The 12,476-nt window shown below is 56.1% G+C and carries 13 protein-coding genes; 9 read left to right on the plus strand and 4 right to left on the minus strand.

Annotated features, from left to right (window positions below; translation table 11 throughout):
- Positions 1-10 precede the first annotated feature (10 nt).
- The 8 genes from JYB84_RS06470 to JYB84_RS06505 all read left to right on the plus strand — a co-directional run bounded on the left by JYB84_RS06470 (position 11) and on the right by JYB84_RS06505 (position 8,162).
- Positions 11-289, plus strand: a complete 279-nt coding sequence (locus tag JYB84_RS06470) for a peptidylprolyl isomerase (RefSeq protein WP_207322603.1) — start codon at positions 11-13, stop codon at positions 287-289.
- A gap of 33 nt (positions 290-322) precedes the next feature.
- Positions 323-859: a GNAT family N-acetyltransferase gene (locus tag JYB84_RS06475; RefSeq protein ID WP_207322604.1), complete on the plus strand. Its 537-nt coding sequence runs from the start codon at positions 323-325 to the stop codon at positions 857-859.
- A 73-nt stretch (positions 860-932) separates the two neighbouring features.
- The gene (locus JYB84_RS06480; protein WP_228289709.1) at positions 933-1,163 is read left to right on the plus strand and encodes an RNA-binding S4 domain-containing protein; all 231 of its coding nucleotides are present in this window, start codon (positions 933-935) and stop codon (positions 1,161-1,163) included.
- Positions 1,164-1,176: 13 nt separating this feature from the next.
- Positions 1,177-1,572, plus strand: coding sequence for a ribonuclease E inhibitor RraB (locus JYB84_RS06485; protein ID WP_207322606.1), 396 nt, complete (start codon positions 1,177-1,179; stop codon positions 1,570-1,572).
- Between the two features lie 125 nt (positions 1,573-1,697).
- Positions 1,698-2,471: a TSUP family transporter gene (locus tag JYB84_RS06490; protein WP_207322607.1), complete on the plus strand. Its 774-nt coding sequence runs from the start codon at positions 1,698-1,700 to the stop codon at positions 2,469-2,471.
- Between the two features lie 66 nt (positions 2,472-2,537).
- Positions 2,538-3,680 (plus strand): exonuclease SbcCD subunit D, encoded by a 1,143-nt coding sequence (locus JYB84_RS06495; protein WP_207322608.1) that lies wholly within the window; start codon positions 2,538-2,540, stop codon positions 3,678-3,680.
- Complete coding sequence (locus tag JYB84_RS06500) at positions 3,677-6,742, plus strand: AAA family ATPase (RefSeq protein ID WP_207322609.1); 3,066 nt, start codon at positions 3,677-3,679, stop codon at positions 6,740-6,742. The genes JYB84_RS06495 and JYB84_RS06500 overlap by 4 nt, the downstream gene beginning before the upstream one ends.
- Before the next feature lie 130 nt (positions 6,743-6,872).
- Positions 6,873-8,162 (plus strand): peptidoglycan DD-metalloendopeptidase family protein, encoded by a 1,290-nt coding sequence (locus JYB84_RS06505; protein WP_407696018.1) that lies wholly within the window; start codon positions 6,873-6,875, stop codon positions 8,160-8,162.
- 69 nt (positions 8,163-8,231) lie between these two features.
- Here the strand turns inward: JYB84_RS06505 and JYB84_RS06510 are convergent, their stop codons facing one another.
- The 4 genes from JYB84_RS06510 to JYB84_RS06525 form a co-directional block, all read right to left on the minus strand.
- The gene (locus JYB84_RS06510; RefSeq protein WP_207322610.1) at positions 8,232-8,609 is read right to left on the minus strand and encodes a hypothetical protein; all 378 of its coding nucleotides are present in this window, start codon (positions 8,607-8,609) and stop codon (positions 8,232-8,234) included.
- A 94-nt stretch (positions 8,610-8,703) separates the two neighbouring features.
- Positions 8,704-9,207 (minus strand): M48 metallopeptidase family protein, encoded by a 504-nt coding sequence (locus JYB84_RS06515; RefSeq protein WP_207322611.1) that lies wholly within the window; start codon positions 9,205-9,207, stop codon positions 8,704-8,706.
- A gap of 4 nt (positions 9,208-9,211) precedes the next feature.
- The gene (locus tag JYB84_RS06520) at positions 9,212-9,649 is read right to left on the minus strand and encodes a DUF3010 family protein (protein ID WP_207322612.1); all 438 of its coding nucleotides are present in this window, start codon (positions 9,647-9,649) and stop codon (positions 9,212-9,214) included.
- 46 nt (positions 9,650-9,695) lie between these two features.
- Entirely contained in the window at positions 9,696-11,018 is a 1,323-nt protein-coding gene (locus JYB84_RS06525; RefSeq protein WP_207322613.1) for a DEAD/DEAH box helicase, read from the minus strand.
- Between the two features lie 258 nt (positions 11,019-11,276).
- Here JYB84_RS06525 and rssA point away from each other — a divergent pair, with 258 nt between their 5' ends.
- Complete coding sequence (gene rssA, locus JYB84_RS06530; RefSeq protein WP_207322614.1) at positions 11,277-12,260, plus strand: patatin-like phospholipase RssA; 984 nt, start codon at positions 11,277-11,279, stop codon at positions 12,258-12,260.
- The last annotated feature ends 216 nt before the right edge of the window (positions 12,261-12,476 follow it).

Genomic DNA, 12,476 nt, shown 5'->3' on the forward strand with positions numbered 1-12,476 from the left:
GAGCTTTACCATGGTTCAAGCCACTGCCAGACACTTGTTGGTCGATACCGAGGAGCAGTGCCAGGCACTGAAACAACAAATCCTCGAAGGGGCTGATTTCGCCGAACTGGCCAAACGCCACTCCTCCTGTCCATCCGGGGCTCAAGGGGGCGATTTGGGTTCCTTCGGGCCGGGCATGATGGTCCGCGAGTTCGATGAAGTGGTGTTCAGTGCCCCACTGAATCAGGTTCAGGGACCGGTCAAAACCCAGTTTGGTTACCACTTGCTGGAAGTGACCAGCAGAGGGTAAAGTCAAAACGGCAGCTAAGCTGCCGTTTTTTTTATGGGAGAAGACAAAGTGGAAGTGGAACTCTATACCGACAGGTTGAGGTTGCGTAATCTCAGGGAGACAGACAAGCCCGACTTTATCCGATTGCATCTCGATGAGTCGGTAAACCGCTTGGTGCGCGACATTGAACCCCTGGCCGTGATTGAGGAAAAATTCAATCAAAGGCACTTACCCTGGTACTACGAATCGGGACTTTGGCTGACCTTGGTGATAGAGACCCTGGATGGCCGGTTTGTCGGTTACACGGGCTTCCATTGCGAAGATGGCGTATCAAAGCGTGCCGAAGTGGGCTATTTATTGGCACCGGAAGCCCAGGGCCAAGGGTTTGCCACCGAAGCAACCCGGGCCGTGATTGACTGGGGCCGCAATGTGTACGGGGTACACAAATTTATCGCCTGGTGTGCCGCAGATAACCTTGGTTCCAGAAGAGTGTTGGAAAAGTGTGGTTTTCAGCTGGAAGGGTTACTGAAGCAACATACGCTTATCGGGGGCCAATGGCATGATGACTGTATTTACGGCCTGTTGGCCTGATACTATTTCCTGCCGCCGGTCATGAACTGCTGGTATAATGCCACCCAATTTCTGCAACCTATGGAGTCCTCGCGTGAGCGAATCAATCCAAACCTTGTCCCTGCATGCCGGGGATGACTATATTGAACTGTATAAGGTATTGAAAGCACAGGGCATGTGCAGTGATGGTGGCCTGGCAAAGCACGTGATAGCCGAGGGTTTGGTCAGCGTCAATGGCGAGGTGGAAACCCGCAAACGTAAAAAACTGCTGCCCGGTGATGTGGTCAGTTTCCAGGGACAAACAGTGCAAATCGTTGCTGCGTAAGAGGAAAGTCAGAATGCAATTTCCGGATGATGATAACGGTCAAATGTTGGCAGCCATGCAAGAGGCCGGCATAGATTTAAGCCAGCCCCTTGAAGTGGATTTTTTTCTGGTATTTGATGATCAGCGCGATGCCGAATCGGCATTGGAAGATTTGAGCCAGTCTGAGGCACAGGGTGAGCTGGAGCTGAATTTCAGCGATGAGCTGGAAAAGTGGGAACTGATAGTCACCATCAATATGGTGCCTGAATACGATGCTTTGGTTGCCAAGGAAACCGAGCTCAACACATTTGCCGCTGAATATGATGGCATGACCGACGGTTGGGGTGTGATGCAGCATCAGGAAGGTGATGACGAATTCATGGATGATGAGGATGACGACCACGAATGTGGCGACCATTGCCATCACTGAGTTGTCTTGAACCTGGCCACCTTTCGGGGTGGCTTTTTCTTGCCCTGACCGCAGTGACCTTCGACTGCTGCATCACAGGCTTACAGGTCGGTGTGCCGACCATCCCCGGAGTTTGATACGTACCCATGGATTTTCAACTGACCCTGGAAATGGCCGCTTTACTGGTGGCGGCGGCAACCCTGGCCGGTTTTATCGATGCCATCGCCGGCGGTGGCGGACTGTTGACCATACCGGCGTTGATGTGGGCCGGATTGCCGCCAACAGCGGCGCTGGCGACCAATAAACTGCAGGCCTGTGGTGGCAGCTTTTTCGCCAGTCTGTATTTTGTCCGTAAGGGTATGGTGGATCTCGCTGCACTTAAAATGTCCATTTTGGCGGCCTTTGTCGGTTCCGCATGTGGCACCATAGCAGTGCAACTGATAGATGCAGGCATTCTGGCGCGGGTGTTGCCGTTTCTTATGTTGGCCATAGGTGCTTACTTTCTGTTTTCAAAAAAGATCTCAGAAGAGGACCGTCATCAAGTGCTGACACCGGCGCTGTTTGCCATGACCGCAGCACTTGGGGTAGGGTTCTACGATGGCTTCTTTGGGCCCGGCACCGGCAGCTTCTTTGCACTGGCATTTGTGTCCCTGGCCGGTTTTGGCCTGGCCAAGGCCACCGCTCACGCCAAGGTGCTTAATTTTGCCACCAACATTGCCTCGCTGTTGTGCTTTGCGCTCGGTGGCAAGGTGGTGTGGATGCTGGGATTGATGATGCTCGGTGGCCAGGCCCTGGGAGCCTCTCTGGGATCGAGACTGGTTGTCACCAAGGGGACCCGCATTATCAAGCCATTGGTGGTGTGTATGTCGGTTGCCATGAGCATCAAGTTGTTGGCCAGCCAATACCAGTGGAGTTTCTGAGCCGGCGCAGCCTGTTTTTTGCCCTTTAGATCGATAGCCGCAGTTTCACCCGATAGGGACATCCAGATGAAATTTATCCATACCTCAGATTGGCATATTGGCCGGCAACTCCATAATGAATCGCTGCTTGATGAACAAGCATTGATGCTGCAGCAGATTGCCTCACTGGCCGCTGAGCACGGGGTGGATGCCCTGGTGGTGGCAGGTGACATCTACGACAGGGCCATTCCGCCTGCCAATGCCGTGGCCCTGCTCAACCGCTTTCTCGACACCCTGCTGCTGGAGCTCAAAATACCCGTCATCATGATCGCCGGAAACCATGACAGCCACGAGCGTCTTGGTTTCGGCGCCAGGCAGATGAGTGGCAGCGGACTGCACATTTGTGGGCCGCTGGAGCGTCATATCAAGCCCGTCAGAATAGAAAGTGATTCCGGCGCCGCCCTGTTTTATCCCATTCCCTATGCCGAACCCGCCATGGTGCGCCAGTTGTTTGAGGTTGAGCTCAGCAGCCATCAAGACGCCATGGCCCTGCTGCTCGATGAGGTGCTGGGGCAAGACGGCGACGGACTGCCCAAGGTTGTGGTGGCCCACTGTTTCCTCGATGGTGGCAGCGGCTCAGACTCAGAGCGACCGCTCAGCATAGGCGGGGCCGATCGTATCGACCCAATGCTGTTCAGTGCTTTTGATTACGCCGCCCTGGGACATTTGCACGGGCCACAATTTAAAGGCGCCCCCCATGTGCGCTATTCGGGCTCACCGCTTAAATACTCCTTCAGCGAGCAGCACCAGAACAAGTCCGTGACCCTGGTGGGATTGCAAGCGGGGCAACCTGCTGTCATTGAGCTGTTGCCGCTGACTCCCAGACGCGATGTGCGCATTATTGAAGGTTATTTGCAACAGTTGCTGGAACAGGCACCAACCGATCCCGGCCGTGAAGACTATCTCATGGTGCGCCTGCTTGATACCCAGGCGCTGCTTGATCCCATGGGCAAACTCAGAAGTCATTATCCCAATGTGCTGCACCTTGAACGCACCGGACTGATGGCCAGGCAGGCCAGTGGTGACGTGGAGCGGGATAGGGTGCAAAAGGGCGAACTGGAGATGTTCAGCGACTTTTTCGGCCAGGTCCAGGGCGAGCCCATGAGTGATGCGCAGCGGCAGCTGATGACCGAACTTATTGAAGCGCTCCACCGGGAGGAAAGTCGATGAGACCCCTGACACTTGAACTGTGCGCCTTTGGCCCCTTTGCTGACAGGCAAACTATCGACTTCAGCGTCCTCGGCAGTAACCCGCTGTTTCTGATCAACGGGCCCACGGGGGCTGGGAAAACCAGCATCCTGGATGCCATCTGTTTTGCACTCTACGGCAAGACCACGGGAAACGAACGTGAAGCCAGCCAGATGCGTTGCGATACCGCCGATGATGGTCTGCTGACCGAGGTCAGCTTTGAGTTTGAACTGGGCGACAGACGTTATTTGGTGCGCCGGATCCCGGAGCAGTTGCGGGCCAAAAGTCGCGGCGATGGCAGCACGGTGCAAAAGGCCGAGGCAGAACTATGCCGTATCCATACTGACGGACGCCGAGAGGTGCTGGTGGCCAGCAAGGTCAGCGATGCCACCAGTCTGATTGAGGAACTGACCGGGCTGGATGTGGACCAGTTCCGCCAGGTCATGGTCTTGCCCCAGGGTAAGTTTCGTGAGTTGTTGCTGGCCGACTCCAAGGAGCGGGAAAAGATTTTCAGCCAACTGTTCCAGACCCATGTGTATCGCCGTATTGAAGAGCGTCTGAAGCAGCAGGCGTTGGACATCAAGGGGCAAAAGCGGGATTTGGATTCGCGTCGCAGCGGCATACTGCAAACCGTGGGCCTTGAAAGTCAGAACGAACTGGATGCAGCCATTGTCGCCTTGACGCCCGAGCTGGCACAGGCAAAGCTGGTGCGGGACAACACAGCTTCGGCCATGGCCGAAGCGACCAGGTCATTCGACCAGGCCCAGGCCTTGGCTCAGGAATTTGCCCAGCTTAGCCTTTTGGGGCAGCAACTGACCATTGTAGAAGCTGGCCGCGAGCAGCTAACGGCCAAAGAAACGCAACTGACCCTGGCACGCCAGGCCGAAAAATTGATGCCGCTCAAGCGTCAGTTGCTGCAGCGGCAGCAGGAAAATCAGGAAGCCGCGCAGCAACAGCAAAGTGCGCTTGAAGCACGGGCTTTGGCCGAGCAAGCACTGGTGCGCGCGAACGAGGCGGCCTCCAGGCTGCCCGAAGTGGATGCACAAAAACAAACACTGCTGGCGGAACAGCAGCAGTTGCAGGATTGGCAACCGAGAATGGCCGCCCTTGAGGACATAGAGGGGCAGTTGGCGCAGGCCGGTAGCCAACTGGAGTCGGCCCGCGGGCAGCAACAACAGGGGCTGCAAGAGCTGGCACGCTTGGAAGCGTCCCGACAAGCCATGCTTGAGTCCGTGAGCCCATTGGAGGCCAAGGCGAGCTTACAGGTGGAATTGACCGAACAGTTGGCGCGCCAGGACGTGATTCTGGAGCGGGTCCGGCAATTGGACGCTCTGGCGGGCCAGCAACAGACGCTCCATCGGCAACTCGGCGATCTCGAAAAACAGGGCCTGGAATCCAAGGCCGCCAAAGAACAGACCGAAAATCAGCGCAAAACCCTTGAGCTTGCCTGGCATACAGGTCAGGCCGCCATGTTGGCAAATGAACTCAAGCAAGGCAGTCCATGCCCGGTTTGTGGCAGCTGTAGCCACCCAAGCCCCGCGCAAACCGAGGTGCAACTGCCATCTCAGCAAGAGTTGGAGTCGGCCAGGCTGTTGGAGCAACATGCTCTGCAGCAATACCAGGAAACCCGCAGCAATTATGGCCACACCAAGTCCCGCTTAAAGGAGCTGGAACAGCAATTCAGGCAGTTGAGTGAACAGTTGGGGGAAGCCGCGGCCCAAGGCCTCGCCGCCCATGAACAGCATTTGCAATCGCTCAGGCAAGCCCTTGCCGATGCCAGCTCAGCCAGCGAGTCTCTACATAAACTCAGGGGCGATATTGCAAAGGCGGAGCAAGCCTGGCATACCCAGCGGCAGACAACCGAGCAGCTCGCCCGGCAGGCGGAAGAGGCCAATCAGCGGTTCATCCAACTTACTGAAAACAGGAAGGCAACCCTGGCGGCCATGCCCAAGGCACTTGCCGAACTGGAGCATCCCCGAGCCCTCAGCGGCCGGTTGGAGGCAATCGATACCTTGTTGATGTCCATTGCCACTGAGCAGCAAGGCTTGTTGCTGGCTCGTGACCAGGCTTCCAATGAGTTGGCGCGGGCAAAAGGTGCGGTTCAGGATACGGCGCAGCAATCTCAACGTGCCGCAAGCCGCCTGGCAGAGGCCGATGCTGAGTTTTCCCGGGCGCTGCAATCCTCCGGTTTTGCCGATACAGCTGCCCTTGAGGGCGCATGGCGCAGTGAGGCACAGCAACAGTCTCTTGAGCAGGAAATTCAGGACTGGCACAGGCAAAGGCACAGTCTCAGGGAACAGTTGGCGGCCCAGCAACGTAAATTGCAGGAGCGGCAAGCACCGGATCTGGATGCCCTGACGGCCCAAAAATCGGCTGCCGACGCTCGCTTTCAGCAATCCGATGAGCAATGGCTGCGGCTCAATGGGCGCATGCAGGAGCTCGGCAATGCCGCCAGACAATTGCAGCAGGAAGCGGACAGCGCCAGGGCACTCGACGCGCAATATGCCCTGGTGGGAACCCTGGCCGATGTGGCCAACGGCAACAGCCAGAGCAAACTCAGTCTGCAACGCTTTGTCTTGAGCGTGCTGCTCGATGATGTGCTGCGAGAGGCCAGTCAGCGCCTGCAACTGATGAGTAAGGGCCGGTACCGTTTGCTGCGCAAGGAAGACAGGGCCAAGGGAAACAAGGCGTCGGGACTGGAGCTGGAAGTGGAAGACGCCTACAGCGGCAAGGTGAGGGCGGTGGCAACCCTCAGTGGCGGCGAAAGCTTTATGGCGGCGTTGTCTCTGGCGCTGGGCTTGTCCGATGTGGTTCAGGCCTACGCCGGGGGGATAAAACTCGACACCCTGTTTATCGACGAAGGTTTCGGCAGTCTGGATCAGGAGTCGCTGGAGATGGCTATTCGGACCCTGATGGATCTGCAGGCCAGCGGTCGTATGATTGGCGTCATTTCCCACGTGTCGGAAATGAAGGAGCAGTTGCAGACCCGTATTGATGTGCTCAAGTCCGCCGCCGGCAGTGAAATTAGACTGCATCTGCCCTAGGGCAAGTTATAAATTACAGTTGTGTTGCTGTAAAAATTTGGTATAACAGTTTTTTGGAACTGTGCTACGCGTAGTTTTTATCACTGGAATTTATTCGCCACCAAGCCGAACCAAACGGGGATATTCAGGGTTGCAGACAGAATTTGCTATAAAAAACAATTTGCTGCTCGAACGTCTTGTTGCTTTGCCGCCACTGCACAAGCGTTTGATGCTGGCTTTGAGCCTGTTGATGGGCGTGGCGCTGCTGTCCCCGGTAGGCCCGACCCAGGTCAGTGGCCGTATTCCCGTGCATTTGGATATCGAATCTCTGGTACCTGATATCTCCAGCGCGCCCTTGCCGGCGCAGACATTGGACCATACCCCTGCGTTTGCACGTACCATAGTCTCGGGTGACACCCTCAGCGGTCTGTTTTCCAAGGCGGGTATCGATCAGCAAACCATGTACAAGGTGCTGGAGGCCGATCTTAACATTCTGGCCTTGGATACCCTGATGCCGGGCAACCGCATCAGTTTCTGGACCGACGAACAGGGCCAGCTGCAAAAGCTGCAACTCTGGTTTAACGCCGCCCGTCAGGTGGTGTTCAATCGATACGAAGACGGCAGTTTCAGTGTCGATGAAGTCGAGATTGAGGGTGACTGGCAACAGCGCATTGTCAGCGGTGAAATCCACGGCTCTTTTTATGTATCGGCCCAGCGTATGGGACTGGGTGCAGCCGAGATCCAGAAAGTGGAAACCCTGCTGAAGGAGAAGCTCAATTTTGCCCGGGACCTGCGTGCCGGTGATAGCTTTTCCGTACTGCTCAATGATCAATTCGTGGAAGGCGAATCCACAGGTAACAGCCAAATCCTCGGGATCAGCATCGACAGTGGTCGCAGTCATATCACAGCGTTCCAGCATTCCGATGGCAACTTCTACGACCAGCAGGGTCAGAGCCTGGCCAGGGCCTTCCAGCGCATTCCGCTGACAAAGCAGTACAAACTGACTTCGCACTACAATCCGAAACGTAAGAATCCGGTCACCGGCCATGTAGCGCCACACAACGGTACCGATTATGCGACGCCCATAGGCACCAAGGTGGTGGCACCGGGGGATGGTGTGGTCGTGATGGTGACAGATCACCAGTTTGCCGGGAAATACATAGTCATAGAGCACGGTAACAAGTACCGCACCCGTTATCTGCATCTGTCAAAGGCGCTGGTGCACAAGGGACAACGCGTCAGCCGTGGCCAGGTGATAGCGCTGTCCGGCAATACCGGCCGTTCAACCGGGCCACACCTGCACTATGAATTCCACGTCAACGGCAAACCGGTTGACCCCATGAAAGCCAATATTCCCATGGCCAGCCAACTGAGCGCCAAAGAGCTGGCCCAGTTCAGTTCTCTGGTGCGGGAGCGGCAGGCATTGATGCGTTTGGGATAAGAGTTTCGGCCATTGTTTCGCCATAAAAAAGCAGCCTGTTGGCTGCTTTTTTTATGCAAAGATCCGGGTTCAGCTGGCCTTGTTGCGCCTGGCGTACTTGAGGGCACACTGGCACAGACCACCACGGCGGGCCGCGCAGCCTGAGCAGGGGGAGGCTTTGAAAGGCTTAAGAGCAAAACTGCGGGCACTGGTTGCGGGGGTAAGACACAGGATTGTCGGCGCCGGATCATTGGCCGCAATTGAAATGCGACTGGCCTGTTTCAGATATTTGCGGGCGGCCTTTGTGCTGTCGCAGCCCTGGGTCAGCAGCTCTGCCATCCAGGTCTGTTTCAGTTCCTTCACCTTATGCTTGCGGGCTTTGCCAATCAGGGTAGTCGCCTTGTTGCGCACGGCCTTTCTGGCATGCTTTTTACAAAGCTTTTTGATGATTTTGCTGAGTTTGGCCATGAAAACAACCCGGCTGCTTGGATTGGGTTGAATTCTAAATGAAAACCATTATCAGTCAAGTTTTGTTGCTGAATACGCGGAACAGGTCACAGGATTAAAAAGGTGATTGGTTGGCGTCGATGGCGGTCAGCAGCAGCCTGAGATCGAATTCCAATTGATGATAGTCCGGCTCCATGTGGCAGCAGAGCTGGTAAAAGGCCTTGTTGTGCTCTTTTTCCCTGAGGTGCGCCAGTTCGTGCACCACCACCATGCGCAGCAAGGGCTCCGGTGCCTGCTTGAGGCGCCCGGCAATACGGATCTCATGTTTGGCCTTGAGCTTTTGCCCTTGAACCCGGGACACGAAACTGTGCAGACCCAGGGCCTGATGTTTGAGGGTGAGCTTATCGTCGAAGCAGATCCGGGCTATGGGGGGGGACTTTTTCATAAAGCGGCTTTTCAGCGCCTGGGTGTAATCGTACAGTGCCTTATCGCTGCGGATCTCGTGTTCGGCACTGTAGCGACGGCCCAATACCTGACCCAGTTTATTATCCGCCAGCAAGTCTGATACTTGCCGGCGAATACTGTCGCTGTAATGGGCTAGATAGGGCAGGGATTGCATCGGCTCAGAGCTTGCCGTAGATGCGGCCGTTAATGTAGGCGTAGGCGGCCTCGAACGCCGGCAGTTGGAAGCGTTTCAGATCCAGCGCATCGTAATCCACCTGGGGCGGGTTGCGCTTGAGCTGTTCCTTGATGCTGACAGGAGACAACAGGGTCACGGGTAATCCAGCCAGCTGAATGGCGGCCTCAAGCTTAAAGCTGGTGGCACTGCCTGCCAGCTTGCCTTTTTGCTCGCGACTGATGATGACCAGGTGTTCCACCTTGTAGTCTTCCATCAGCTTTTTGAAGGCAAAATGGAACTCACTGATGGCCTCCTGGGTTTCGGATGCCGAGACAGTGAAGGACTGTTTGCGGCACTCCGGTACATTGAAGGTATCACCTTCATTACTCAGCAGACTGATAATGGCTTCGCTGCCCTTGAGTTCAACGCCACATACTTTCATGTTACACCTATTAATAAATTGATTTTAAACTGGAATTCTGTCGGCATCAGGCTGCCGGTGTTTTGCGTTTGACCATGGGCGCATCACCCACATCCACGCCGGAAATAAAGCGTTTGTCCCGCTTGGGCGCGGTTTTTGGCGCGTTGGTCTTGGCTGGACGTTTGCTTTTGGGTTTGGCCGTTGCAGCCGGCTTGCTGCGGGACGGCTTTTTCGGCGCCAATCCCTTGAACTTGGGCTCCAGTCCCTCCAGGGTGCTGAAATCAAATTCACGGCGCAGCAGTTTTTGTACCGCCAGGAAATTGTCCCAATCCTTGGGGCCCACCAGGGAAATCGCATCGCCCTGGTTACCGGCACGACCGGTGCGGCCGATGCGATGCACATATTCTTCGGCAAACTTGGGCATGTCGAAGTTAATCACCAGGGACACATTGAGCAGATCCAGACCGCGGGAAGCCAGATCTGTGGTCACCAGCACCTGCTGCTGACCGCGGCTGAACTGATCCATGATCTGGTTGCGCTGGTTTTGGCGCAACTCACCGGACAGGGCCGCAGCCTTGATGTCCTTGGACTGCAACAGCTGTGACAGGCGCTCGGTATCACTGCGGGTGGCGGTAAAGATGATGGCCTGCTTATGGGGATGGCTCTCGAGCAGCTTAAGCAGCAGGGCTTCCTTGTGGTCAAGGTGATCGGCAAGGAAAATCTGCTCACTGATATCCTTGTGACCACTGTGGACCGCATCTATGGCCAGATGCTCGGGATTGTTGAGCAATTCGGCCGCCAGCGCATGGATCTCGTTGTGATCCAGGGTGGCGGAAAACATCAGGGTTTGACGCCGTCTGTGGTCAGCGGCGGCATGGATGGCCCTGAGCTGGGGTGCAAAGCCAAGATCCAACATACGGTCTGCTTCATCCAGGATCAGCAGCTCCAGACCATTGAGAAACAGATGACGCTGGGCCAGATGATCGGCAATGCGTCCGGGGGTGGCGACTATAAAATGCGGTTCCTTTGCCAGTGCCTTGGCCTGATCGTTGAAGTTTTCCCCACCCAGAATGCTGGCAGCCCGGTACTGGGTATTGGCCACCAAGAGCCTGAGTTGGGCATAAACCTGATTGGCCAGTTCCCTGGTCGGCAGCAGGATCAACACCCGCGGATCTTTCTTGCTCAGTGCCCGGGTCGCTATGACCCTTTGCAACGCCGGCAGCAAAAATGCCAGGGTTTTCCCCGAACCCGTCTTGGATGAGGCCATCAAGTCTTTGCCGGCGAGGGCGATGGGCAAGGCCCCGGCCTGGACGGCTGTGGGGGTTTCTATCCCCATGTGTTTCAGGCTCTGCAGCAGACGCTTGTCGAGGGAAAAATCACTAAATTGCAAAGGAAGGGCTCCGTTGGCGTGCGCTTTTGGCACGGGTAAAAATTTCAGCCGGACATTATACCCTCAAGTTGGCGCCCCGGCCACGAACTTTATGAGCCCCGTCGGACAAAAGTCTGCCGGTGAACATCGGCTTTGCCTGAGCTAATTGCTTGCTGTCGTGGCCGTTTTCATGCGCCCGCCAAGCTGTTAACCTTGATGGGATTCAGGCAATTCGCGCCGGAGTTGCCACCTGAGCGGTATCACAAAAGGACGTAGCATATGACCCCAAAGCCAGGCCCCAACAGCACCAGCAAGCATACAAGCTCCAAGCCCCCCACCATAGGGCTGGCATTGGGCAGCGGTGCCGCCAAGGGCTGGGCCCACATTGGGGTTCTGAAGGCCTTGTTGGCACTGGGGGTGAAGCCCGATAAGGTGGCCGGTTGTTCGGTCGGTGCCCTGGTGGGGGCGGCCTATGCCAATGGCCGCTTGCAGGAATTGGATAATTGGGTCAGTGGATTTTCCAGCTGGGATGTCCTTGGGCTGATGGATTTAAGCTGGCGCCGCGGTGGCATTATCGGCGGCGAGCGGGTGTTTGATGTGTTGCAATCACACATTGGCGACTTGCAGATTGAGGCCCTTGCCATTCCTTTTGCGGCCGTGGCCACGGATCTCTACAGCGGCCAGGAAATCTGGATCCGCGCCGGCGATTTGCGCCAGGCGGTGCGGGCTTCCTGCTCCATGCCCGGCATTTTGCCGCCGGTGCGCCTGGGGGAGCGTTGGCTGGTGGATGGTGCCGTAGTCAATCCTGTGCCCGTGTCTGTGTGCCGCGCCATGGATGTGGATGTGGTTATTGCAGTCGATCTCAGTGGTCACAGGCGCCAACGCAATGCGGAATTTCCGATTGAGATCCGCAGCGAGACCTCGTCGGCGCTGGAGCAGTCCCGGGCCCTGGAATCCCAGGGCAATGGCTTTATGGATTTGCTCGCCCGCGGCAAGGAATACGTCTCCAGTCTCAGCGACAAATTTGCCCTTGGAAATAACTCCGATCCCGGCATGTGGGCGGTGATGTCGCAGTCCATGGAAATCCTCGAACAAAGACACAAGCGGGCCCGCTTGATGGGGGATCCGCCCGATGTCTGCCTGCTGCCCAAGGTCAATGATATAGGCACCATGGAGTTCCATCGAGCCAGGGAAGCCATTGCCGCCGGTGAGGCCGCGGTCATGGCGTCGGCACATTTGATTGAAGCAGCCCTGGGCCGATAAGCAAGCATTTTAAATTCAAATACTTGCAGCTGATATTTTTGTCGGAAGCAGTCTTAAAGGGCGGCTTTCCTACCCGTGGGATTCGGCTCGGTCAAGGGCTTGGAAGCGAAAATATCGCTTATTTTTGCCTGTGACAACAGGCGTTTTCTTACATGATCCAGATCAAGGTATTGTCATTCACTTTGCCGCTTAATACGCAACATATTGTGTTTGTGC

The sequence above is a fragment of the Shewanella cyperi genome (assembly GCF_017354985.1).
Taxonomy (GTDB): domain Bacteria; phylum Pseudomonadota; class Gammaproteobacteria; order Enterobacterales; family Shewanellaceae; genus Shewanella; species Shewanella cyperi.